We start from the raw sequence: 23,037 nt of genomic DNA on the forward strand, positions 1-23,037 counted from the left end.
CGCCCAGCCGTCCCCGGCCGCGGGACCTGAAGGTAGCTTCTCTGCGAGCCGCACCACGCGCGTTCTGTTGATCTGCGTTTCTTCCGCCCTCTGCGAAGGGTCTCCCGGTGGCTTGCCAGGCTGCACGAGCCACCGGGAGACCCTTCGTGGTCAGCGGTAATCGGTGCCGGTGCCCGCCGGTGCAAAAACGGGCTCCCTTTGTGCGCGGATGTGCGCCAGACGATGCCGGCCCCAGCCACGACATGGGCCGGGTGTGATTGCTTGATGAGCAGACGGTTCTAGCGACGACCGGGCCTGCCAATCAGCCCACGGGTGGTTCCTCTTTTCTCCCGAGCCGAAGGCCGTTGGGCCTTCGGCGCCATTCTCCTGCCCATCAACGTCCCGGCCCGGCCATTGGCCTGGGCCACACGAACAGGAGAGACGACATGCACCCTCAACCTTGCGCACCGCTGCTGTACGGCAGACGGAGGTCGAGAACGGCATGCCCGCCTATCGCGCGGCCATCGCCAATGGTACGCTCGGCTGCAGCCGAGGCCGTAGCCCAAAGGCTGGACTACCTCTTTTGCAGAGGTAAACCTCGGGATGAACTGGGCGAAAACATGCCTTATGTGCCCGCCTTACGGCGAGCTGTTTCCGATGCTTCGCGCAGGATTTCCCGCCCCCCATTCGCTGCGATTGCGGCCACGATGACGCCCAGCACCAGATCCGGGATGTTCGACCCGAACCCCATCACCAGCACCCCGGACAGCACAATCGCACCATTGACGATGGAGTCGTTGCTGGTAAAGATCGCTGACGCCTTGAAGTTCACATCTTCCCCGCGATGGCGGCGCAGTAGTCTGAGGCACACTAGGTTCAAAGCCGCGTTCAGCGCGGCCATGGCCATCATGGCTGGGCCGACAGGCTCTTCCCCTCCAGCGAAGCGGCGTAGGACTTCCAACAGCAGCAGCGCGGCCAGGCCGATTAGCAAGAAACCCGACAAGCGGGCCGCGCCCACCTTGACCGTTGCCGCACGACCGACGGCATACAGGCTAACCGCATAGACCGACGCATCGGCGAGGTTGTCCAACCCGGCGCCCATCAGCGCCGTAGAGCCAGCCCAGATGCCAAGGGCAATGCCGGCGGCGGACTGCGTCAGGTTGATCAGCAACACAGTCAGAAGAATCTTTCGGTCCTTCGCATCGCTCGCATCTAGGCGGCCCAACTCGTCGTTTTCGTGATTTCTGTGGTTTTCAGCCATGCATTGTTCCTTCCAAATCGATGGATGCTGAAGCCTGTAGCGGCTGGAGAGTCAAGGCGCAGATGCAACGAACTTGCCACAGGGTCTTCCCGGACGCCCTTGACTCTACCGTAGCTAGAAGGTTTTCCAATCCAGTCAGAGCTTTAGGACAGAACAGATGAGCACCAATGCGCCCCCTTCATTGCGACTGTCATCCGGTATGGCTGCTATCCACTGATCCGTGGCGCCACTGCGGTTGTGCTCTTCGGCGAGCTCGCGACCGGCCGGCCGTCTTTTCCGACGGAGCTACTCACAGTGATCGTCGCGCTCGCTTGTGCCGCCTTGCTAGAGGGCGGGCGGCCTTTCCACTCCCCGTTGAGCCAGTAGCGGCGTTCCAAGCTGTGGTTGGCCGTCGGCGCATGGCTCGGCTTCTTGGTCGTGCATCTGGCCTTCCAGCACTCCAATCTGGGATACCGGGTCGGGCCGTTGGGATTGTTGATCGGGGTGGCTGAAGCCCATCGCTGGCATCACAAGCGTGAGCACGAAGACGCCCAAGTCAACTACGGCGATTTCTGGATGCCCGGGGGCCACTTGTTCAGCGCTTTCCGGTCGCAAAAGCACACGCTGGGCGCCAAAGAGTGACACTCAAGAAAGATGGACTTTCCAATGGACTACGGCCCGCAGCTTGTCTATCCCTTCCGGAGCCGGCCAGCAGCGGCAAACGCTTGCGCTGCTGGCTATACGATCTTGCCCACGTCGCATTCTTGCGCGAGTCGGGCCTTGCGGCTTCTTGCGAAGCGATCGCGAGTTGCGTGGCGTGCCCATGAGTCGGGCCGCGTCGTGGCGCACTGCTACCTTGGCCTGCACCTGCACCTGCGCAGCCACGCCGCGATGCTCGGTCTGGCCTGGAGAACCCGTAAGGTGGCGGAGATTGCGGCGCGCAGGTCGTCCGGCTCGCGCTGGCTCCTGTGGGCCACGCCCTCGGTCGCACGCCGTCTCAAAACGTCAGAATCGCGCGCTTTCGCATGATGGAGCGCGGCACGTGGCTCTCAGAACTGGACCCGATCACTTCCAGCACCGATGACACGCTCGAGCTTCAGGCGGGCTCGGCCAAGCTGTTGAGAATGCCGCACTCGCGCGAGGTTCGGGCGCTATCGCAGGAGCGTCGCAGATCCATTAACTCGCGCTCCAAGGCGCGCAATTCCTTCATCTTGGTCCGCACTTGCGCGATATGAGCGTCGACCAGCGCGTTCACCTCGCCGCAGCCCAACTCTGGCCGATCCCGTAAGTTCAGCAGTTGACGGATCTCATCCAGCGTCATGTCCTTCGCCCGGCAGCGGCGGATGAACAGCAAGCGCTGCAAATGGACTTCGTCATAGAGCCTGAAGTTGCCCTCGCTACGTGCAGGCTCGGGCAGCAAGCCTTCTGACTCGTAAAAGCGCACGGTCTGCACCAAGCAATCTGCCTTCTTGCCCAGTTCACCGATCCGCATCATGGTTGCTTCCTATAAAAAACTTGACTCTATATCTACTAGAGGTTTTCTAATGATGGCATCCGGGGAAAACCTTGTCAATGAAGAGCGATCTATGAACAAAGAACCTTCCAGCCCATGCGCCTGCTCCGGCGGCAATGGCCAACAGACGGCGTGCGCCAGTGAGCAGGCCAGCACTGAAACCACCGTTTTCCACGTGAGCAACATGGATTGCCGCAATGAGGAAGCACTGGTGCGGCGAACGCTGGAGGGCATGCCCGGTGTCGAGCGGCTCCTGTTCGATCTTCCGCAGCGTTTGTTGACCATTTCGCACCGCGAAGTCTCGGCCGATGCCTTGGAGCAAGCGCTGAATTCGGTGGGCATGAAGGCTCAGGCTGTCCGAGACGCCGCCGTGTCGACCACCTACCGCATCGAGAACATGGACTGCCCGAGCGAGGAGAAACTCATCCGCTCGCACCTCGGGGCAGTCGAGGGAATTCAGGACCTCGACTTCGACCTCGCTGAGCGCACCCTGTCGGTGAAACACCTCGCTCAGGCACGCGCGCAGATGGAGCAGGTCCTGGCCTCGATCGGCATGCGCGCCAAGGAGCAGACCTTCGGCCACACGGGGCCGATCGAAGCCGCGGCTGTGATCCCATCCTCGGCCCTGCAGCAGCAACCAACCGCTGCCGTTTCCGCGCCGCCGATCGGCGAGCGGGTGACGTACCGGATCGAGAACATGGATTGCCCGACGGAAGAAGCGCTGATCCGCGACCGGCTGGGCAAGCTGCCGGGTGTGACCGCGCTCGACTTCAATCTGATGCAGCGTGTGCTGGGAGTCCAGCACACGCTGGCGACCTCAGCGCCGATCGAGAAGGCGCTTGCTTCCATTGGAATGCAGGCTGCGCGGCAGGACATGCAGACAGCCACCACGGTACTTCGCATCGCGAAGATGGACTGTCCGACCGAGGAAAGTCTGATCCGCGGCAAGCTGCAAGGCATGCCGGGCGTGCAGGGAATGGATTTCAACCTGATGCAGCGCACGCTCACGGTTCGGCACACACCCGACGCGATCAAGCCGGCAGTCGAAGCCATCGAATCGCTGGGCATGGAAGCCGAGGTCCAGAGGACTGATGAGCCGCGCGATGCCCCGGTGGCCGCGCACAAGACCAATTGGTGGCCGATGGCGGTTTCGGGCGTTGCGGCGGTGGCCGCCGAAGGCGTGTACTGGGTCAACGACGGCAATCATTGGGCCGTGATCGTGCTGGCACTGGTTTCGATCTTCACCGGCGGCCTCAGCACCTACAAGAAGGGCTGGATCGCGCTGAAGAACCTCAACCTGAACATGAACGCCCTGATGGCCATCGCGGTCACCGGCGGCATGGCGATCGGCCACTGGCCGGAGGCCGCCATGGTCATGTTCCTGTTCGCGTTGGCGGAAGTGATCGAGGCGAAGTCGCTGGACCGCGCCCGCAACGCCATTCGGGGGCTGATGGACTTGGCGCCCGAGACCGCGACCGTGCGGCAGGCCGATGGCTCATGGACAGAGCTGCCGGCCAAGGAGGTCGCAAAGGGCGCGGTGGTCCGCGTGCGTCCTGGCGAGCGCATCGCACTGGACGGCCTGATCACCTCGGGTCGATCGGCCATCAACCAGGCGCCCATCACCGGCGAGAGCCTGCCCGTCGAGAAGGCCGAAGGTGACCAGGTCTTCGCCGGAACCATCAATGAGACCGGCTCTTTCGAATACAAGGTGACCGCAGGCGCCAGCGACTCGACGCTCGCGCGCATCATCCATGCCGTGGAGTCCGCGCAGGGCAGCCGTGCGCCCACGCAGCGCTTCGTCGACCAGTTCGCCCGCGTCTACACGCCGGCGGTGTTCGCGGTGTCCGTGCTGGTTGCCGTCGTGCCGCCGCTCGCCTTCGGCGGCGCATGGTTTGACTGGGTCTACAAGGCCCTGGTACTGCTGGTGATCGCCTGCCCCTGCGCTCTGGTCATCTCCACGCCGGTCACCATCGTCAGCGGCTTGGCCGCTGCCGCCCGACGCGGCATCCTGATCAAGGGTGGCGTCTACCTGGAGGGCGGGCGCAAGCTCAAGGCGTTGGCCCTGGACAAGACCGGCACACTCACACATGGCAAGCCCGAGCAGACCGACTTCGTGCCGCTGATCGGCGAGGCGCAGGAAGTTGCCGCCTGGGCCGCAAGCCTCGCGGCACGCTCGGACCATCCTGTGTCTCAGGCCATCGCCCGCAAGGCGAACCGTGACGGCATCGCGCTGCACGAGGTCGACGACTTCGCGGCGCTGCCTGGCCGCGGCGTGCGCGGCCGCGTCGCCGGGCGCATGTTGCACATGGGCAACCACAGGCTCGCCCAGGAGCTGGGCCTGAGCGAAGCGACGCTCCAGGCTCGGCTGGAGACCCTGGAGCGCCAAGGCAAGACAGCGATCCTGCTGATGGACGATGCGACCGTGCTCGGCATTTTTGCAGTGGCCGACACCGTGAAGGAAACCAGCCGTGAGGCGGTGGCCGACCTGCAGGCGCTGGGTGTGCGCACGCTGATGCTGACGGGGGACAACCAGCACACGGCCGCGGCCATCGCTGCCCAGGTCGGAATCTCTGAAGCCCGTGGTGACCAACTGCCCGAAGACAAGCTCAAGACCATCGAAAGCCTGGTCGGCGGCGAGGGCCAGGTGGGCATGGTGGGCGACGGCATCAACGATTCGCCCGCGCTCGCCCGTGCCGACATCGGCTTCGCCATGGGCGCGGCCGGCACCGACACCGCGATCGAAACAGCCGACGTCGCCCTGATGGACGACGACCTGCGCAAGATCCCCGCCTTCATCCGGCTGTCGCGTAGCACTGCGGCGATCCTCACGCAGAACATCGTTCTGGCCCTTGGCATCAAGGCGGTGTTCCTTGCGTTGACGTTCACAGGGCATGCCACCATGTGGATGGCTGTGTTCGCTGACATGGGGGCAAGTCTTTTGGTTGTCGTCAATGGGCTGCGCCTCCTGAAGTTCAAGGCGGCATGAACAATGGATGAACCATCTCTTCGCAAGACGCAGTGGTACTCACTCGCGATCGTTATATTCGCCGGCGATCAGGCAGCTAAGAGCTACATTGACGCGACAACTCCCTTGGGTTGGTCGCACGAGGTGGCGTCATTCTTCAACCTAGTTCACGCTCTCAATCCCGGCGCGGCGTTCAGCTTCCTTGCTGGCGCGGGCGGCTGGCAGCGGTGGTTTTTTCTGGCGATCGCGTTCGCAATATCGGCATGGCTCGCATGGCTGCTCTCCCGGCCGCTGCGCAAAACGGAAGGCCTTTCGTACAGCCTCATTCTGGGCGGCGCATTGGGCAACGCGTTCGACCGCGCCACGCGCGGGCACGTTATCGACTACATCGACTTTCACCTGCACGGCTGGCACTGGCCCGCCTTCAACATCGCTGACATGGCCATCGTGGGCGGGGCGATCGCGCTGGTGGCCCAGTCGTTCATGAGCGTGGAGAACCCGGCCGCCACAAAGGAGTCCCAGTGACATTGGGACGATCCGGAAATTCGCAATGCACACGGTGCAGGACACCAATCTGAAGAGAACGGCCCCCAGCATGAGCGGCCGCGGCTTGGCCCTCATGCTAGCGCCCACCGCCGCTTTTGCTGCAACGCCCTGTTGCGATGGCGGCGATTGCTGCAACGACGTCGCAATGCCTTGCTGTGAATAAACAGCACGCAAGCCAGTTGACCTGGCAATTATGAAAGTCCATCACGGCGATGCTGGCCTTTTTCGTTCCAATGAGCCGTCACGGAGAGGTGATGATGAAGCTATGCCGGGATCCTGCAAGCTTTAGGACGGTCTTCTTTACCGCATAGCGATATGCTGATGTCACCCGTTCGCCTCGCCTGGCAAGTACAAGTAGTTCGTCGCGGTTTTCTGGCCGTGTCCGCCCGCTTCGCTGGCCCTTTTGCCCCAAACAAGCGCAATCATGCCTGCGTTACCACCAAAGTTCGCCCCCGCCAGTTGCTGTTCCTAAAGGGCATCAAGCTCAACGCCATCGCCGACCGGCCAGCGTATTTCGCATCGCTGCGTGCCCGTCGGGGCCAGCCCATCGTCATCCTCGCAGAGCTGGGACCGGACGAGGCATTCGCCCTGTGGAAGCAGCATGTACTGGGCGACAGGCCTCGCTGACCCAGTTTCGCCTCATCCTCCTGACAGCCCCGCACTTATTGCGGGGCTTTCTTTTTTCCGCGTTCGCCAATCGGGGCTGTTGCAAATGCCGATTTCCGGCTGACGCGGCTCGCCTCGCGCATGAAGCTGCCCGCATGTGTCGCTGATTCGTCAGCACCATGCCAGCAGCCAGAGTTTCCAGGCTGCCGCGGATTCTTTCCGCGCTACCCGCCAGTCCGCCATCGCATCGAGTCTGCGGACGCGCGTCACCCGTGACGCCGATGCTTTTTTCTCAACCGCGTGCGGGAGCTGCCATCCCGTGAGGGACGAGGCCCCGCTTTTTCCAAGGAGCCCGTCCATGTCCCAGCAAGCCTCTTTCGGCCAGTTGGCCTTGATCCATTGCGGCAAGTTCCTGCCGCTCGAAATCCTGCATAGCGCCGCCGGCCACTACATCGGCACGCGCGATACAGAAGGTCCCGTTTCGCGGGAATCCTGCCAGTACTTCCGCAGCTATGCCGCGGCTCAACGTGCCCTCGAAAGAGGCGGCTGGTCCCAGCTCGCCACACCCTGATCCAACTGGAGGAACCACGTCATGAACCAGCTTTTGCCCCAGGAAGTCGTCGATCAGATCATGCGGGAAGAGCAGCATTTCGCCGCCGCGCCCCAAGCCTTCTTCGAGGTCTGGAAGCGCGGCGTCGAGATCGCAGGCCCGCAATGGTTTGGCGACGGCACGCGCGAAGGCCTGAACCAGGCAAAGAGCAAGTGGGATCTGCGTCCCGACATGCTGCGTGCCAACGACGCACTCGGCGTCCTGAGCAGCGGGGAACGCATGTTCCTGTCCGCCATGTTCAGCTTCTACAACGCGCGCGAGGGCGGTGCCATGCTCAAGCGCTGCCACTTCCAAGGACTGTCGGACTTCGATGGTCTCGATCTGCAACGTCGCCAGGTGATCGCCGACCTGCTGCTGAACTACAGCGGTTGGTGAGCCGGTCCCTGGCACACCTTCATCACTGCGTTCACGGGACCCCATGAGGGACATGCGCCTCGTTCGAGGCCATGTCCCTCGCGTTTTCTCCCCGCCCAGCGCCATCCGGCATCAGGCGGTTTCCCCTGCGGATGCCATCGTCCGCAAGGGCTGGCTCCGTTCATTCATCGAAAGGAGCCTTCATGGCCAACAACTACTACGAAGCCACCGGCGTTCTCGTGCTCGACCGTGTGACGCCCGTCATCCAGGCGCTGTTCGGCGCCTTCGCGCTGGACGAGAGCCACCCCGGCAACGGGCAGGCCTACATCGCCCAGATCGCCGAGACCACCAATCCGCAATGGCCGGACGTGCTCGATGGCCTGGAAGACCTGGCCACGCAACTCGGTATTCCGATGCCGGACGACGAAGGGCTGTCGATCCCGCCGCTGCTCGAACTGCTCGCCGTGCACTTCCGTGCCGATGAGGACGAAGAGCTGGGGAACTTGATCGACCGTCATTCGTTCGAGGACACCGCCGATCTCGACGCATTGTTTCTGATCGCCACCCGGTTCGATGACGGGCACCACCTGACCGCCATCCAGTTCGAGGGCTGCTGGTACTGCAGCAAGCCGCGGCTGTTCGAGTTCGGCGGCAACGGCTGCTACCTGAGCCGCGAGGTCCGCTTCATCAGCTCCTCCTCCCAGGCCCTCCAGCTCGGCGACCAATTGCGCAAGACCATTGTGGCCGCCGACATCGAAGAGGCTTCGGCCCTGATCGCGCTGGAGACCATCAATCTGCTGGCGGGCGTCAGCGACGAGCCATTCCGCATGAATTTGCGCCGGCGCGTCGCCGAGCGATTGGCCCAAACGCCAACGATCAGCGTCACCTGACGCTGTTTCCTTTCTTTCCACCCACCGGGGTCAATTCCCGGTGGCGGGGATTTGCTCCATCATTATTCTGTTGGAGAAATCCCATGTCCCAGAATCCCAATCCCTTTCTACGCGGCTACTGGAATCTGAAAATCGTCCGCACGCTGTCCATCAGCTACGAGGACGGAAGCCCGCATGTTTGGCGAAACATCCACCCGAGCCAGCAGCACCTCTGCGACGCGGCGCTGGTTTCTTCTCCTTGCATCATCACCAGCGACTTCGCGGTGGTCAGGACTGGCACCGAACCTGTCGGCGCCGCACTGATCGCCGAATGCGACGCGGCTGAAGGGGGCAGCGGCGAAGGCATGGTGGGTGCCGTGGTGTACGCGATCCACGGCGACGACTTCGACGGCCGCCCCGTCCACATTGGCGACACCTATTCGGCCGAGGCCGCACGGGAAGTCGTGCAGCGGTTGAGCTTCGAGACCGGCTACTACAGCCGGTGCTGGGAAATCAGCAGCGCGCACATCAGCCGCGAAACCGGCCAGTACCTGGCCAACCTGGCTGACCTCGCGACGCCGGAGGCCTTTTTGTTCATCGCGTTCCGGATTCCCTACAGCCCGGCGATCGGCGTCAAGCTGATCTCCACGCCCTGGACGGACCAGCACCTGCAGGACGTCGAGGGGATCGCCGCCGAGCAGCTTCGGCAGGAGCACCGCAGCAAGGGCATGCCGGACGAGCTGGCACAGATCCTTGAACTGGCCGGCCAGGCCGACGTGCGCATCCTCATCCTCGATGCCGACGCACCCGTGTTGCCGGGCCTATCGCTGGCCGGCGAATAGCTGCCACACACATCCCCGGCCTTCCTTGTCCTCACCGCATGCCGGCCCGGTCTCCCGCCAGAGAGCCGGGCCGGCGCACTTTCACAGGAGCGATCCCATGTTCCCCGACCTCATCACACCCGCATCCGACTTCGAGCACCAACTCGGAGCCTGCGTCAACGCCATGAGCCAGGAAGATGCCATCGGCCAGATCCTGGTATTCGAGCGCATGAGCGGCACGCTGCACATGCGCCATATCGCCAGCGCCGACCTGGTGGACACCGACGTGGACGACTACGAAATGGTCGTCTTCGACGGTGGCAACACAAGCGGCGACACGTGGAAACACGTGTTCTTTCCGCGTCAGCGCGAGCACTACTTCGTGTACCAAGCCTGATTCCTCCAGCCCCTTTCGAGGGGCTTTTTCTTGCCCGCAGCACAGGAAAACGGTTGTGGTGCGGTGCCGTTTCCTGCGGGCAGGCAGACCGCCCCAGGGCCATGCTTGCCCCATGTTCGTCGGCGTTGCCGGCACATGCCCAGGCAGTCGAGACCTTCGAGGCTGCAAGCGCGGGAAACCGTGCTGGTCGTTTCTTCCTACGGACCTACCGCGTCCATCCACGCCACCCACAAGGGACCTCTCCCTTGCGGGCGGGGAATCCCTTGTTTTTCCTCAAGGAGTTTCCCCATGGATCGTTCCCTCATCAAATCCATGATGCCTTCGCTGGTCGCAGGCCATGTGCCCCGCAACGTGCGGTCGTTCAAGTACCGCGTGTTCGATGATCAGCCGCTGTCCTCAACGCTGGGCTTCGCCATCGACCCCCAACCCTTCGACGGCAAGGTGGTCGCCGCGACCGACGATGCCATCGTCGTCAAGCTCAAGCCTTCCGAGTTCGCGGTGCTCGATCCCAGCCTGGTGACCACGGTTCCTGCCGAAGGCGCCAAGGTGCATGTCCAACCCTATGCCCGTCGTCGCTTCGACGGACTGCGCGCGGACACGCCGGAGGTCATCACCGAGGAGACTTCGGACGGCACGCCGTACACCATCACGAGGCACATCCTCGGCTCGGCGCCGGCCAAGCTGCCCATTCCCACGCCGCAGTGCATGGAGTTGGGCCAGCTCATCGAGCAGTTGGAGGAGATGCCGGCCCCCGATCGCTTCCGGCGCATCACCCACATGCTGGTGGATGCCGGTGCCCGCGACTTCACCTGGGTCGATCCCACGCCCTCCAAGATCATCGAGACCCCGCCGGCGATCAGCTTCACGGTCTCGACCGCGAAGTTCGAGGGCCGGGTGACGATCCTCTACGACCGCGGCGGAGACACCTACGTGGTGGAACTGCACCGTCAGAACGGTGAATCGGTCGAACTGGTCGATCGGCACGACGAGGTGTATTTCGACATGCTCGGCGAAGTGCTGGAGAGGCTCATCGACGACGGGCGCTGGCGCCAGATCGACGTGAGCATCCTCGACGCGAAAGCGGCCCGCAAGCGCCAGGCCGTCCCGGCATGACGCCCCGCAGCGAAACCGGGCGGTCCTGCGGCTGACCCGAGGCATCCGCCACGGCGTTCCAGCCGTTCCGGCCGCGTGCACTACAGGCCCTTCATCCCATCGGATGGAGGCCTTTCTCATTCTTCCACACAGGAGATTTCATCCATGTCACTGCGATTCAAAGGCGCTGACCTGCGCCCCGTGCTGACCGAAGCCATCGCCAATCAGGGGTCGTCTCAGAAAACGGAAAAAAATCGTACGCTAAGAGCCGAAGTGGGCCCTTTAGCAGCAATGCAAAGCTGCGATCAACGGGCAGGAAACATTGCCATGGTGCGCGTTGCACTCTCTCACTAGCGTCGACAGGGCCTCTTCCATCCGCGTGAGGTCCGCCATGCGTGCGCGCACATCGGCCAGCCGGTGAGCAGCCAGTTCGGCCGCCTCGCTGCAATGGGTGCCGTCCTCCAGTTTCAGGAGCTGGCCGACTTCATCCAGGCTGAATCCCAGGCGCTGGGCTGACTTCACGAACTTCACCCGCGCCACGTCCGCCTGCCCGTAGCGGCGGATGCGACCGTAGGGCCGCTCCGGCTGGGGTAGCAAGCCCTTGAGCTGATAGAAGCGGATCGTCTCCACGTTGACCCGGGCTGCCTTGGCGAAGGCCCCGATGGTCAGATTCTCTTGAGCGTTCTCCATGGCGCTTGACTCCGTAGTTGACTACGGAAGTAACGTTACAGCATCAAGCGAAGTCCCGGAAGGAGAACCTTATGTCGGAACCCAAGAACGGCTGCGGCGCACTGGCGACCGGCGGCGTCGCGGCCGTCCTCGCCTCGGCCTGCTGCCTCGGCCCCCTTGTCCTGGTCGCGCTCGGCTTCTCTGGCGCGTGGATCGGCAACCTGACCGTGCTGGAGCCGTATCGGCCGATCTTCATCGGCGCAGCGCTCATCGCGCTGTTCTTCGCCTGGCGCAGCATCTTCCGACCAGCCCATGCCTGCAAGCCCGGCGACGTTTGCGCCGTGCCCCAAGTGCGGACTGCCTACAAGGTGATCTTCTGGATCGTGGCCGCCCTGGTTCTGGTTGCCCTCGCGTTTCCCTACGTCCTGCCGCTGTTCTACTGAAAGGAGATCACCATGAAGAAACTCACCACCCTCACCACCCTCATCGCCCTGGCCGCCGCTCTAAGCGCGCCCGCCTGGGCTGCCACCAAGACCGTCACCCTGTCGGTGCCCGGCATGACCTGCGCCGCGTGCCCGATCACGGTCAAGACGGCTCTGTCCAAGGTCGCCGGCGTCGAGAAGGCCGAAGTCAGCTTCGAGAAGCGGGAGGCCGTCGTCACCTTCGACGAGGCCAAGACCAATGCCGACGCCTTGACCAAGGCCACCGCAAACGCGGGTTACCCGTCCAGCGTCAAGCAGTGAGGGCGTAATCATGGCCGAGGCGATCACCCTCCACATCGAAGGCATGACCTGCACGTCGTGCGCCGAGCACGTCCAGCAGGCTTTGACGAACGTGCCCGGCGTGCGCGCGGCCTCGGTGTCCTATCCGCAGCGGCAGGCCGAAATCGAGGCGGATGCAGGCGTGAGCGTGGCCCCGCTGGTTGCCGCAGTGGCCACGCTCGGCTATCGCGCACGGCTTACCGACACGCCGAACAAGCCTGCCGGCCTGCTAGACAAGGCGCTGGGCTGGCTCGGTGGCGAAACGAAGCATGTTGGCGGTGAACAAGCGCTGCACGTGGCTGTGATAGGCAGCGGCGGCGCGGCGATGGCGGCTGCCTTGAAGGCCGTGGAGCAAGGCGCCCGCGTCACGCTGATCGAGCGCGGCACCATCGGCGGCACCTGCGTCAATGTCGGCTGCGTGCCGTCCAAGATCATGATCCGCGCCGCGCACATCGTCCACCTGCGCCGCGAAAGCCCGTTCGATGCTGGCCTGCCGGCCGCAGCGCCCGCTGTACTGCGCGAGCGGCTGCTGGCCCAGCAACAAGGCCGCGTCGAGGAGCTGCGCCATGCCAAGTACGAAGGCATCCTGGCAAGCACTCCGGCCATCACCGTGCTGCGCGGCGAGGCCCGGTTCAGGGACACGCGCACGCTGACCGTGGCGACCGCTGACGGCGGCACGCACGAGGTGAACTTCGACCGCTGCCTGATTGCCACCGGCGCGAGCCCGGCGCTTCCGCCAATCCCGGGCCTTGCGGACACACCCCACTGGACCTCCACCGAGGCGCTGGAAAGCAGCTCGCTCCCCGAGCGGCTGGCCGTGATTGGTTCCTCCGTGGTGGCGGTCGAGTTGGCGCAAGCCTTCGCCCGGCTGGGCAGCCAGGTCACGATCCTGGCGCGCAGCACGCTGTTCTTCCGAGAAGACCCGGCCATCGGGGAAGCCGTAACAGACGCCTTCCGCGCCGAGGGCATCGAGGTGCTGGACCACACCCAGGCGAGCCACGTTGCCTATGCGGGCGGGGAATTCGTGCTCACCACCGGGCAGGGGGAAGTGCGCGCCGACAAGCTGCTGGTCGCCACCGGTCGCGCGCCGAACACGCGCAGCCTGAACCTTGAAGCGGCAGGCGTCGAAGTCAATGCGCAGGGAGCCATCGTCATCGACCGCGCCATGCGCACGAGCGCACCGCACATCTTTGCTGCCGGCGACTGCACCGACCAGCCGCAGTTCGTCTATGTGGCGGCGGCGGCCGGCACGCGCGCCGCGATCAACATGACCGGCGGCGACGCGGCGCTGGACCTGACGGCGATGCCGGCGGTGGTGTTCACCGATCCGCAGGTGGCGACCGTGGGCTACAGCGAGGCGGAAGCGCACCACGACGGCATCGAGACCGACAGCCGGCTGCTGACGCTCGACAACGTGCCGAGGGCGCTCGCCAACTTCGACACGCGCGGCTTCATCAAGCTGGTGGCGGAAGCTGGCTCAGGGCGGCTGATCGGCGTACAGGCGGTCGCGCCGGAAGCGGGCGAACTGATCCAGACGGCCGCGCTGGCGATCCGCCACCGGATGACCGTGCAGGAGCTGGCCGACCAGTTGTTCCCCTACCTGACCATGGTCGAGGGACTGAAGCTCGCGGCGCAGACCTTCAACAAGGACGTGAAGCAACTGTCCTGTTGCGCCGGATGAGGAAAAGGGAGGTGTTCGATGAACGCCTACAGCCGCGCCAACCGCCGCATCTACGCGGCCTTGTCCGATCCCCTGTCGGCCACCCACCGGCACCGCCTCGACGATCTGCTCAAGCGCCACGACAACGGCAAGACGACCTGGCTGGCCTGGCTGCGCCAGTCGCCCGTCAAGCCGAACTCGCGCCACATACTCGAACACATCGAGCGCCTCAAAGCCTGGCAGGCGCTCGACCTGCCTTCCGGCATCGAGCGGTCGGTGCACCAGAACCGCCTGCTCAAGATCGCCCGCGAAGGCGGCCAGATGACGCCCGCCGATCTGGCCAAGTTCGAGGCACAGCGCCGCTACGCGACCCTGGTGCGCTCGCCATCGAGGGCATGGCCACCGTCACCGACGAAATCATCGACCTGCACGACCGCATCCTGGGCAAGCTGTTCAACGCTGCCAAGCACAAGCATCAGCAGCAGTTCCAGGCGTCCGGCAAGGCGATCAACGCCAAGGTGCGGCTGGCCACCTCGATCAAGCAGGGCACGGTGACGGCCTCGCTGATGCTCAGGAAACTCGGCAGCTACCCGCGCCAGAACGGCCTGGCCGTGGCGCTGCGCGAGCTGGGCCGCATCGAGCGAACGCTGTTCATCCTGGACTGGCTGCAAAGCGTCGAGCTGCGCCGCCGCGTGCATGCCGGACTGAACAAGGGCGAAGCCCGCAACGCGCTAGCCCGCGCCGTGTTCTTCAACCGGCTGGGCGAAATCCGCGACCGCAGTTTCGAGCAGCAGCGCTACCGGGCCAGCGGCCTCAACCTGGTGACGGCGGCCATAGTGTTGTGGAACACGGTCTATCTGGAACGGGCCTCAAACGCCTTACGCGGTCACGGCCAGACTGTCGATGACGCCCTGTTGCAGTACCTGTCGCCGCTGGGCTGGGAGCACATCAACCTGACCGGCGATTACCTCTGGCGCAGCAGCGCCAAGATCGGCGCGGGCAAGTTCAGGCCGCTACGACCGCTGCAACCGGCTTAGCGTACGATTTTTTCCGTTTTCTGAGACGTCCCCAATCAGTGCCGCATTGTCCTGGTCAAGGATCAGGGCGTGTACTTCCTCGCCGAGCGTGGGGAGCGTCGCCCGGATGGGCGCCAGGCACTGCTCGCCTACGCCGTCGGATGCAACCCGGACACCGACCCGTTCGATGACTGGTGGCACCTCGCCGGCCGCGAGCTGGGCGGCGATGACTTCGCGGAGTATTTCGACCCGAAGGACGGCCTGTTCACGCGCCTCCAGCACTCGGCGGACGATCTCGTGCTTTCCGCCACCGCCACGCACCTGTCCTTAGCAGTGGTGCCTCCCGCCTGACGCGGCAACCGCCTCGCAGCCCCCGCATCGGGGGCCTTCTTTTGTTCGCACCGCCGCCATCGCCGCGCGTGCGCGTTTGTCTCCAGCCGCCGAGGCACGCCCCGCCGGCCACAACGCCGGCATGCCACCGGAGACAACCGCATGAACACGCCATCGACCTCGCCGAGGCTGCACCTCCTACCGGTGTCGCTGCGCACGGCCAATGCATTCGTTCTGTCGCACCATCGCCACCACCGCCCGGTCCAGGGCGCGAAGTTCGCCCTGGCCGTCACGCTGAGCGACAGCGACCTGATCCACGGCGTGGCCATTGTCGGCCGCCCGGTCGCGCGGCACCTGGACGCTGGAAGTCACGCGGCTGTGCACCGACGGCACACCCAGCGCCTGCAGCAAGCTCTACGGCGCGGCCTGGCAGGCGGCAAGGGCGCTGGGCTACATACGCCTGCTCACCTACACCATGCCCGACGAAGGTGGCGCCAGCCTGCGCGCCGCCGGCTGGCGGCTGATCGGCGCGCGCGGTGGCGGCGCCTGGAGCCGTCCCGGCCGTCCGCGCGCCGATACCCCCGAGCACCTGCGCGGCGCCAAGTGCCTGTGACAGGCGCCGGGTGGCGCGGACAAAGGGAAGCGCCCGGGTGCCGATTGATTGCTGCCGCGCGCGCGAGGCCCCGCCATGCTGGCCCCATGCCTGCTGACGTCGTCAGCGACATGCCAGGCAACCATCGGTCTTCGAGGTTGCGGCGCAGTTCCCACTGCGTGACCGAGCCAGCTCGCACCGCATCCTTCCGCGAGCGGCCACCAGCCTCTGGTGGCGGATGCTTTCGCCTTATCAACCCACCGCGGGGTCACGCACCTTCCCCGCATGCGTGGGCCGGTGTGTCTCCGCTTCATCCCAATGGAGATTCACCATGAACACCACGTCCAACGAGAAATCGTATTTCGACCTCCACACCTCGGGCATCGGCTACATCCAGCGTGTCCGTGAAGTGCCCGTCCGGGGCGGCCGCCGTGCGCAGCCTTTCCTGGCATGCACCATCGCCGCGCTGGTCGGCCCCGCCCGGGACCCCAGCTACCGCTACTTCGACGTCAAGGTCTCGGGTGCCGAGGCCAAGAAGCTCGTTCAGCGCTACATCGGCGTTGACGATCCCAAGCAGCGCCCGCTGGTGCGCTTTCGCCTCGGTGACCTGTGGGGCGATGTGTACATCCGCGACAAGGGTGAGCAGAAGGGTCAGGCCGCCGCGTCCCTCAAGGCGCGACTGCTCAAGGCCGAACTGATCGACCGGGCCGAACTGGCTTCGATCGAGCAGCACGAGTTGATCACCCGCGGCATCGGCTATCTCAATCGTGTGAAGGACGTCACCCCAAAAGCTGGCGACTCGTTCCTCTCTTGCACCGTCGCGGCACTGGCCGGGCCTGTCGATGAACCGGAGTATCGGTACTTCGACACCATCGTCGCCACCCCGGAAGCCGAGCACCTGGTTCGCCGGTGCGTTCAGGCCGTCGAGGGTGACCGCAAGGTGCTGATCGCCTTCCGTCTGAACGACATGAAGATCGATCCGTACATCCGCACCAAGGGTGAGCACGCCGGGGAACCGGCCGCCAGCCTGGAATCGACGCTGGTCCACATCGGTCTCATCAAGATCGACGGCACCCAGGTCTATCCGACGAGCCAGGCGCAAGCCGAGGCGCCGCCGGCCGAAGACGCATCCGCGTCCGAAGCCGACGATGCCATCGACACGGCCACCGAGCCCGCCGAGCGCGAGCCCGAGGCGCAAGTCCAGGAGCAGGAGCCGGCATTGGCTGCTTCGTTCTGATCCGGCACGGCCTCTCACGGGGCCTTGTCGCTTTTCCTCCCCACGTACGCCGCGTCCCCAGGACGCGTGCTTGCGCATTTCATCCCCCGAGTTCCGCGTGGTCTCACGGCCACGCGGTTGTCGAATTTCTCAAAGGAGATCAGCCATGTCTCTGGTATCCCGCTTTGCTCCGCAATCCCCGATCCTGCGCTCTGATCGCCCACTCTCGGACGACCGCATTCGTGCCGTCGTTCCGTCGATCTTCGCCGACGCTCCACATGGGAGCCGGTCCGATCGGTATGCCTACATACCGACCTCGACCGTGCTGACCAAGCTGCGCCAGGAGGGCTTCGAGCCCTTCATGGTGTGTCAGACGCGCGTGCGCAACGAAGACCGGCGCGAGTACACGAAGCACCTCATCCGACTTCGCCATGCAAGCCAGATCAACGGCGACGAGGCGAACGAGATCATCCTGCTCAACAGCCATGACGGCACGAGCAGCTATCAGATGCTCGCCGGCATGTTCCGGTTCGTCTGCCACAACGGCCTGGTTTGCGGTGACACCACCGCAGACATCCGCGTTCCTCACAAGGGCGACGTGGCCAGCCAGGTGATCGAAGGTGCCTACGGAGTCCTCGAAGGTTTCGAGCGCGTGCAGAACGCGCGCGATGCGATGCGCACCATCACCCTCGATGAGGGCGAAGCGGAGGTCTTTGCGAACTCTGCGCTCGCACTCAAGTACGACGATCCGGCCAAGTCCACGCCTGTCACCGAGAGCCAACTGCTGGCCCCTCGGCGATGGGACGACCGCAAGAACGACCTGTGGGCCGTCTTCAACCGCGTCCAGGAGAACCTAGTCAAAGGGGGCCTGAACGGACGCACGGCCAACGGCCGCAATCAGCGCACCCGTCCGGTGCAAGGCATCGACCAGAACCTGCGCCTGAACCGGGCGTTGTGGCTGCTGGCCGAAGGCATGCGCCAGCTCAAGGCGTGATGCCACGCGGACCTCGCCCACCTCGGGCGAGGCCATTTCCTCTCATCCACCGGGTGCCGTCGGCGGCCCGCTATTCGTCATCAGGAGAACCAACATGGCAACCACATCGGCGCCCGAGCAATCGGTATCGCCCATCATTGTTCCGGGCCAGCTCACGCTGCGCACCATACGCGGCAAGAACGGCCCGTTCACCGTCGGCCGCCTTGTCACCCCCATCGGCAAGTTCGCGGTCAAGGATGCGGAGCTGGAGCAGTACCCCGAAGGAAAATACGACGGGGAATTCATCATCCGCTACATCTTCCCGAAGTCCTATCCGGTCGGCGACGGCATGCGGTTCGAGATCCGCGCCAACCTGGACGGAATGACGCTCAACGGAATCGACAAACTGAGCCGCGACGAAGCCCGAAGCTTCGCCACCCAGGACGTCGATCCACTCGATGAAGAGCTGGGGACGCAGCCTGCAGCAACGCCGGCCAAGTCTGCCAAGGCCTCCACGCCCGCCAAGCACGCACCCGTGCAGGCGTCGGCGGATCCTCTGGTCGATACCACGCCCTTCGGTGTGGATGCGCCGACGCCCGCTGCGGCGGCTGCCCCCGGCAGCACCGAAGATGGCGACGCCGCTCTGTTCGGTCTGCTGTGGCCGCTGGGCGAGTCCGTGAAATTGGATTCGACCATCGACCGCCGCGCCCTGCGCGCGCAGATCGCCCGCCTGGGCGAACTGGGTTTTGCGTTGGACTTCAAGACGCAGGAGTGGAGCCGTCAGGCCGAACTGCAACCTGCGTGATCGCAGACGCCGCATCCGCGGTGTTCTTCATCCACCCGCCGGGGTTCCTTCCCCCTGCGGGGGAGGCCTCGGCCATTTTCTGGAGGTCTCCATCATGTCCACCATCGCTTTCGATGTACCCCGTTCCGCGCTGGATGAATCCGCATGGCGAGCTGTTTGCAAGACAGCCGCCGAGCACGCCCAGCGTGGTTGCGGCCTGTCCTGGGATCATTGGGTCACGCTTTTCAGTTCGGAGATCGACGCGCAAGCTAGTCGGTTGCCGGAAAGCCAGCGAGCTCAGGCCCTGGAAATCGCAGCCCACGAATGGGACTACGCAACACCCGCCGAGCGGCAGGAAGCCCAGGACTGGAATGCGGAGCATGGCTATTGCTCGCATGGGATCGAGTTCGGCTACTGCCCGGCCGGTTGTGATCGCGACGATGACGACTGGGACTAAGGGCAAAGCATAGGTTCCTTCGCCGCACCTGCGGCTTTTCATCACCCGCCGGGAGGCCCTCCCCGTGGGGAGGCCTCCGGCTCTACTTTTCCAGGAGGCCTCTCATGGGCTGGTATTTCTCACCCCAATCGCGGTCTGAACTGATCGCGGAACTGATCGCACCGCAAGAGACCGAGCGCGCCAGCGTCAAGGTCATCGCCCACGCGCTGCGCGGCAACGTCCTCTGGTCTGTCGCGGAAGTGACGGCCAAGGTCGAAGGCGTACATCGTGATCTCGCGCCGGGCCAATCCCTGCGCTACATCCGCTGCGATCTGCTTGAACGCAGCGGCGGCCAGTGGGGTTACAAGCCGCTGGACGAGTCCATGCACCCGTACTACTACTCGTGCCCGCTGTCCTATCTGGACCTTGCACCGGAGCAGTCTGCCGAATGGCGTGCAGGCGTTCGCGCCTACCACGCTCGGCGACGCACACCCACGGCTGTCACGGCACCCGCCGCAACGCTGATGGTCTGAGCCAGGAGGAACCGACATGGACCTGATCCTCGCTGCGCTCTCCCCCTCGCTGCTGGCGCTCGTTGAAGGGAGTTTGTCCAACGACGAAGTGTCCTCCGACGAGGAGATGCTGGAGTACTTCATCAGCAACGGCCTCACCGAGAAACAGGCGCGGCAGGCACTGACCTACCGCGACCAGTACCTCAACAACATCTACCTGGACGGCTTCACGCCGATCACCGCGGTGGACGAGGTGCTTCACTTCAACCCGCACACCCGGCAGTTCGAGCCGGACTGAGCGGTTTTCTTCCACCCCCAGGGGCAGCACTTGCCCCAGCGGGCGGTGCTGTTCCCGTTCATCCGAGGACACCACCATGCCCGCACACACTTCTTCCACCACGCTGTACCGCATCGACGAATGCCCGGATGTGATGGCCGACGCCTGCGTCGGCGACGACCAGGGCAACCTGATCTTCCTGTCGATCTGGGCGCGGGACACCGCCGTCCAGCAGTTCCTCGCTCGCCTGACCCTTGGGCGCGACGAGCAGGGACTGGACCAGTTTCACGTCATCACCGACCAAGGCGGCAGCGTCCCGGTGTTCATCGGCAACGTCGATCGCCTGGAAAAGCGCATCACGCGCGCCTACCGGCGAACGCTGTTCGGTTCGCTGTCCAACGTGTGGCTGTTCGACCGGCGCTGCGTCAAGCCCGACAAGGCCAACGCCAGCGCGCTGGCATTGCTGCCACGCGACAGCGCCCACCGGCTCGACCGCCTGTGGACGCTGGTGCGGGACACGTGCCCGTTGCCGCTGCTCGACCACTGGCGCGAGACCGTGCTGGAACTGCTGCAAAGCCGCGAGATGCTGGGCCGCCTTCCGTTCGCCCTCGGGCCGCTGGAAGGCCATCGGCTCGCCATCGACGTGCCGACGCTGACCCTGGCGCTGGGCTCCCTGATCCGCAGTGACGTGCTCACCGCCTATCCATACCCGGCCAAGATCTGGACGCCGGAAGTGGTAGCGGCCTGACCCACCCTCGGAGGCACGCCTTGGCGTACTTCCGTGTTTCATCCCCGCCAACCAGGAGACTTCCATGGCCCTCATGTTCCCGCGGCTCGCCCGCAATTTCGTCAAGAACGGATATTTCCCGACCGACGAACCCACGCTCGAAAGAGCGCTCAACGCACTGATGCCCAGCGACGGGCCGATGTGCATCCTCGATCCCTGCGCCGGCGAAGGCGTGGCGATCGCCGAAGCCGCCCATGCCCTCGGGCGCGAGCAGGCAAAGGCGTTCGCCGTCGAGTTCGACGCGGAGCGGGCGCGCCATGCCCGCGGCCTGGTCGATCACTGCCTGCACGCGGACCTGATGGACACGATGGTCTCCAAGCAGTCCTTCGGGCTGCTCTGGCTCAACCCGCCGTATGGGGACCTGTCCAAGGACGTCAACGGCAACATCGGCTATCAGGGCCAGGGCCGTGCCCGCCTTGAAAAGCTGTTCTACCAGCGCACGCTCTCGCTGCTGCAATACGGCGGCGTGCTGGTTTTCATCGTCCCCGGCTACGTGCTCGACGCGGAGTTGGTCGGCTGGCTGACGCGCCACTACACGGACCTGCGCATCTACCGAGCGGTGGAGACGCAGTTCAAGCAGGTGGTGATCTTCGGACGCCGGGTGCGCCAGCGCGAGCAGGTGCCCGATGGCGTCAAGGCCGTGCGCAATCTGCTGTTGCAGGTAGGGCAAGGCGAAGTCGAAGCCGAGGAACTGCCGAGCGAGTGGCCGTTCCTGCCGTACATCGTCCCCGCCAGCCCGGCCGAGCCAGAGCATTTCTTCCGCGTGACGATGGAGCCCGAGCAGTTCGCCGATGAGGTTGGCAGGCTGCAAGGCTTGTGGCCATCGCAGGACACGCACCTGGGGGCTGCGCAGCAATCGCTGCGTCCACCGGCGCGGGCCTTGTCCCGCTGGCATCTCGCCCTGGCTCTGGCCGCGGGTGCGATCTCGGGGGTTGTGCGCTCCAAGACCGGGCGCGTGCTCGTCGTCAAAGGTGACACCCACAAGGACAAGACGCTCCAGCGGGAGTTCACCGAACGCGAAGACGGCTCCATCGCCGAGACCCGCATCCTCACCGACAAGTTCGTTCCCGTCATCCGCGCGTGGGACATGACACCTGGCTCCGCGACACGGGGCGAGGTGTTGACCATTCGCTGATCCACCGGACGCGCTGCCGTCCTGCTGTACCAACTCGAAGGAGAAACACCATGATCCCCAATCCGTTCAAGCGGCCTGCGCCGCACAAGCAACCGTTGTTCGCACCGAGTACGTTGAAGTTGAGCGAGAAGGTGCATTGGCTGGCCCGGCGAGGCCTGATCGACCCCTTGGCCTATGTCCAGCGCCATGTGCGCGGGGACTGGGGCGAGATCGATGAGGCCACACGCCAAGCCAACGACGTGGCGATCCAACAGGACAACCTAATGATCTCGCAGTTCAGGATCACGCCGGACCTGGCGCTGATCGTCAAGACCAGCGAGGACCACCAGACCACGGTGGTCCAGCTTCCCGAAGAGCGGGACCTGATCTGAGGCCCCACATCGTCATCCTCATCCACCTGACGGAGCCACTTCACTCCGGCAGGGGTGTCGTGGCTCAATGACTCATCAAGGAGGAGCCCATGGCATCGCATCGCATCGAAACCTACTGCCAGCGGCTGGCGTTCCCCATCGGGGCGCTCATCTTCAGCAGAGGTGTAGACCGCCTGGTCCGCGCGGGTCGCCTGGACCCGATCCCGTACTTCAGGCGCCACACCCGTGGCGACTGGGGCGACGTCAACATCCAGCAATGGCAGACGAACAGCAGCGCGCTTCAATCGGGCGCGTCGCTGGAATCGCACTACGTGATCCATCCGGGGCTCGCCATTCGCATCGTCACCGATTCGCAGCGCTGCGCAACCGTCATCGTGCTTCCGTCCGAAGACTGAGCACGGTTCACCTGCGGGCCGCCCAGGCCAGCACCTTCAACCACCCTCAGCCACGCGTCGATTCTCTTCCCACCACGGGGCATGCCATTGCCCCGCTGGGGGTGGTGCATGCCCCATTTTTCTTTGGAGCA

At 64.6% G+C, this 23,037-nt stretch carries 29 protein-coding genes and 3 pseudogenes; 29 read left to right on the forward strand and 3 right to left on the reverse strand.

What is annotated here, in order from left to right:
• Positions 1–604 precede the first annotated feature (604 nt).
• Positions 605–1,240 carry a cation efflux transmembrane domain-containing protein gene (locus AC4PS6_RS00605; protein ID WP_003098972.1) on the reverse strand — a complete coding sequence of 212 codons (636 nt, stop codon included), beginning with the start codon at positions 1,238–1,240 and terminating at the stop codon, positions 605–607.
• Positions 1,241–1,651: 411 nt separating this feature from the next.
• Between AC4PS6_RS00605 and AC4PS6_RS00610 the strand changes: the two genes are divergently transcribed.
• Together AC4PS6_RS00610 and AC4PS6_RS00615 are read left to right on the forward strand one after the other, a co-directional pair.
• Entirely contained in the window at positions 1,652–1,861 is a 210-nt protein-coding gene (locus AC4PS6_RS00610) for a sterol desaturase family protein (protein ID WP_014747696.1), read from the forward strand.
• 24 nt (positions 1,862–1,885) lie between these two features.
• Positions 1,886–2,248 (forward strand): DUF3703 domain-containing protein, encoded by a 363-nt coding sequence (locus tag AC4PS6_RS00615; protein ID WP_196495817.1) that lies wholly within the window; start codon positions 1,886–1,888, stop codon positions 2,246–2,248.
• Between the two features lie 67 nt (positions 2,249–2,315).
• On the opposite strand, the gene cadR is transcribed toward AC4PS6_RS00615, so the two are convergent.
• Positions 2,316–2,714 carry a Cd(II)/Pb(II)-responsive transcriptional regulator gene (gene cadR, locus AC4PS6_RS00620; protein WP_003098965.1) on the reverse strand — a complete coding sequence of 133 codons (399 nt, stop codon included), beginning with the start codon at positions 2,712–2,714 and terminating at the stop codon, positions 2,316–2,318.
• Between the two features lie 91 nt (positions 2,715–2,805).
• Here cadR and AC4PS6_RS00625 point away from each other — a divergent pair.
• The 10 genes and pseudogenes from AC4PS6_RS00625 to AC4PS6_RS00670 all read left to right on the forward strand — a co-directional run.
• Positions 2,806–3,039: pseudogene (locus tag AC4PS6_RS00625) on the forward strand (heavy-metal-associated domain-containing protein); the annotation flags it as partial.
• Between the two features lie 33 nt (positions 3,040–3,072).
• Positions 3,073–5,718, forward strand: a complete 2,646-nt coding sequence (locus AC4PS6_RS00630) for a heavy metal translocating P-type ATPase (RefSeq protein ID WP_425311436.1) — start codon at positions 3,073–3,075, stop codon at positions 5,716–5,718.
• A gap of 3 nt (positions 5,719–5,721) precedes the next feature.
• Entirely contained in the window at positions 5,722–6,222 is a 501-nt protein-coding gene (gene lspA, locus AC4PS6_RS00635; RefSeq protein WP_003098955.1) for a signal peptidase II, read from the forward strand.
• A 342-nt stretch (positions 6,223–6,564) separates the two neighbouring features.
• On the forward strand, positions 6,565–6,870 hold the full coding sequence (locus AC4PS6_RS00640; RefSeq protein WP_223656317.1) for a hypothetical protein: 306 nt from the start codon (positions 6,565–6,567) through the stop codon (positions 6,868–6,870).
• Positions 6,871–7,207: 337 nt separating this feature from the next.
• Positions 7,208–7,420 (forward strand): hypothetical protein, encoded by a 213-nt coding sequence (locus tag AC4PS6_RS00645; protein ID WP_003116833.1) that lies wholly within the window; start codon positions 7,208–7,210, stop codon positions 7,418–7,420.
• A 21-nt stretch (positions 7,421–7,441) separates the two neighbouring features.
• Positions 7,442–7,834 (forward strand): hypothetical protein, encoded by a 393-nt coding sequence (locus AC4PS6_RS00650; RefSeq protein ID WP_003116832.1) that lies wholly within the window; start codon positions 7,442–7,444, stop codon positions 7,832–7,834.
• A 182-nt stretch (positions 7,835–8,016) separates the two neighbouring features.
• Complete coding sequence (locus tag AC4PS6_RS00655; RefSeq protein ID WP_003116830.1) at positions 8,017–8,703, forward strand: hypothetical protein; 687 nt, start codon at positions 8,017–8,019, stop codon at positions 8,701–8,703.
• Positions 8,704–8,786: 83 nt separating this feature from the next.
• Entirely contained in the window at positions 8,787–9,524 is a 738-nt protein-coding gene (locus tag AC4PS6_RS00660; RefSeq protein ID WP_003116829.1) for a DUF5983 family protein, read from the forward strand.
• Between the two features lie 97 nt (positions 9,525–9,621).
• On the forward strand, positions 9,622–9,900 hold the full coding sequence (locus tag AC4PS6_RS00665) for a hypothetical protein (protein ID WP_003116828.1): 279 nt from the start codon (positions 9,622–9,624) through the stop codon (positions 9,898–9,900).
• Positions 9,901–10,188: 288 nt separating this feature from the next.
• Positions 10,189–11,013, forward strand: coding sequence for a hypothetical protein (locus AC4PS6_RS00670; protein WP_003098941.1), 825 nt, complete (start codon positions 10,189–10,191; stop codon positions 11,011–11,013).
• Positions 11,014–11,274: 261 nt separating this feature from the next.
• Here AC4PS6_RS00670 and merR read toward each other — a convergent pair whose 3' ends face one another.
• Positions 11,275–11,682 (reverse strand): mercury resistance transcriptional regulator MerR, encoded by a 408-nt coding sequence (merR, locus tag AC4PS6_RS00675; RefSeq protein ID WP_003098939.1) that lies wholly within the window; start codon positions 11,680–11,682, stop codon positions 11,275–11,277.
• Positions 11,683–11,753: 71 nt separating this feature from the next.
• Here merR and merT point away from each other — a divergent pair, with 71 nt between their 5' ends.
• The 17 genes and pseudogenes from merT (at position 11,754) to AC4PS6_RS00760 (ending at position 22,906) form a co-directional block, all read left to right on the forward strand.
• On the forward strand, positions 11,754–12,104 hold the full coding sequence (gene merT, locus AC4PS6_RS00680; RefSeq protein ID WP_003116827.1) for a mercuric ion transporter MerT: 351 nt from the start codon (positions 11,754–11,756) through the stop codon (positions 12,102–12,104).
• 12 nt (positions 12,105–12,116) lie between these two features.
• A complete protein-coding gene (gene merP / locus AC4PS6_RS00685; RefSeq protein WP_003116826.1) occupies positions 12,117–12,404 on the forward strand; it encodes a mercury resistance system periplasmic binding protein MerP in 288 nt (95 codons plus the stop codon).
• A 10-nt stretch (positions 12,405–12,414) separates the two neighbouring features.
• Positions 12,415–14,103 carry a mercury(II) reductase gene (merA, locus tag AC4PS6_RS00690; protein WP_003098932.1) on the forward strand — a complete coding sequence of 563 codons (1,689 nt, stop codon included), beginning with the start codon at positions 12,415–12,417 and terminating at the stop codon, positions 14,101–14,103.
• A gap of 18 nt (positions 14,104–14,121) precedes the next feature.
• The gene (locus tag AC4PS6_RS00695; protein WP_003098931.1) at positions 14,122–14,637 is read left to right on the forward strand and encodes a Tn3 family transposase; all 516 of its coding nucleotides are present in this window, start codon (positions 14,122–14,124) and stop codon (positions 14,635–14,637) included.
• Positions 14,601–15,119 (forward strand): annotated as a pseudogene (locus AC4PS6_RS00700) (Tn3 family transposase); the annotation flags it as partial. The gene AC4PS6_RS00695 and the pseudogene AC4PS6_RS00700, both read left to right, overlap by 37 nt.
• A 45-nt stretch (positions 15,120–15,164) precedes the next feature.
• On the forward strand, positions 15,165–15,449 hold the full coding sequence (locus AC4PS6_RS00705; RefSeq protein WP_031629745.1) for a DUF3085 domain-containing protein: 285 nt from the start codon (positions 15,165–15,167) through the stop codon (positions 15,447–15,449).
• 141 nt (positions 15,450–15,590) lie between these two features.
• Positions 15,591–16,041 (forward strand): annotated as a pseudogene (locus tag AC4PS6_RS00710) (XF1762 family protein).
• A 310-nt stretch (positions 16,042–16,351) separates the two neighbouring features.
• Positions 16,352–17,257, forward strand: a complete 906-nt coding sequence (locus tag AC4PS6_RS00715) for a DUF3577 domain-containing protein (RefSeq protein WP_003116825.1) — start codon at positions 16,352–16,354, stop codon at positions 17,255–17,257.
• A 145-nt stretch (positions 17,258–17,402) separates the two neighbouring features.
• Positions 17,403–18,230 carry a DUF932 domain-containing protein gene (locus AC4PS6_RS00720; protein WP_013391792.1) on the forward strand — a complete coding sequence of 276 codons (828 nt, stop codon included), beginning with the start codon at positions 17,403–17,405 and terminating at the stop codon, positions 18,228–18,230.
• A 94-nt stretch (positions 18,231–18,324) separates the two neighbouring features.
• Positions 18,325–19,014, forward strand: coding sequence for a DUF3275 family protein (locus AC4PS6_RS00725; RefSeq protein WP_009876584.1), 690 nt, complete (start codon positions 18,325–18,327; stop codon positions 19,012–19,014).
• A gap of 94 nt (positions 19,015–19,108) precedes the next feature.
• Positions 19,109–19,450: a hypothetical protein gene (locus tag AC4PS6_RS00730; RefSeq protein ID WP_011871442.1), complete on the forward strand. Its 342-nt coding sequence runs from the start codon at positions 19,109–19,111 to the stop codon at positions 19,448–19,450.
• Between the two features lie 104 nt (positions 19,451–19,554).
• Positions 19,555–19,962: a hypothetical protein gene (locus AC4PS6_RS00735; protein WP_009876585.1), complete on the forward strand. Its 408-nt coding sequence runs from the start codon at positions 19,555–19,557 to the stop codon at positions 19,960–19,962.
• 16 nt (positions 19,963–19,978) lie between these two features.
• Positions 19,979–20,239 carry a hypothetical protein gene (locus AC4PS6_RS00740; protein ID WP_009876586.1) on the forward strand — a complete coding sequence of 87 codons (261 nt, stop codon included), beginning with the start codon at positions 19,979–19,981 and terminating at the stop codon, positions 20,237–20,239.
• 76 nt (positions 20,240–20,315) lie between these two features.
• A complete protein-coding gene (locus AC4PS6_RS00745) occupies positions 20,316–20,966 on the forward strand; it encodes a hypothetical protein (protein ID WP_009876587.1) in 651 nt (216 codons plus the stop codon).
• 64 nt (positions 20,967–21,030) lie between these two features.
• Entirely contained in the window at positions 21,031–22,140 is a 1,110-nt protein-coding gene (locus tag AC4PS6_RS00750; protein ID WP_003116819.1) for a DUF6094 domain-containing protein, read from the forward strand.
• Between the two features lie 50 nt (positions 22,141–22,190).
• Positions 22,191–22,511 carry a hypothetical protein gene (locus AC4PS6_RS00755; RefSeq protein ID WP_003116818.1) on the forward strand — a complete coding sequence of 107 codons (321 nt, stop codon included), beginning with the start codon at positions 22,191–22,193 and terminating at the stop codon, positions 22,509–22,511.
• An 89-nt stretch (positions 22,512–22,600) separates the two neighbouring features.
• Positions 22,601–22,906 (forward strand): hypothetical protein, encoded by a 306-nt coding sequence (locus AC4PS6_RS00760; RefSeq protein WP_003116817.1) that lies wholly within the window; start codon positions 22,601–22,603, stop codon positions 22,904–22,906.
• Positions 22,907–23,037: the final 131 nt, after the last annotated feature.

It is taken from the genome of Pseudomonas sp. DW-iso17 (assembly GCF_058725345.1).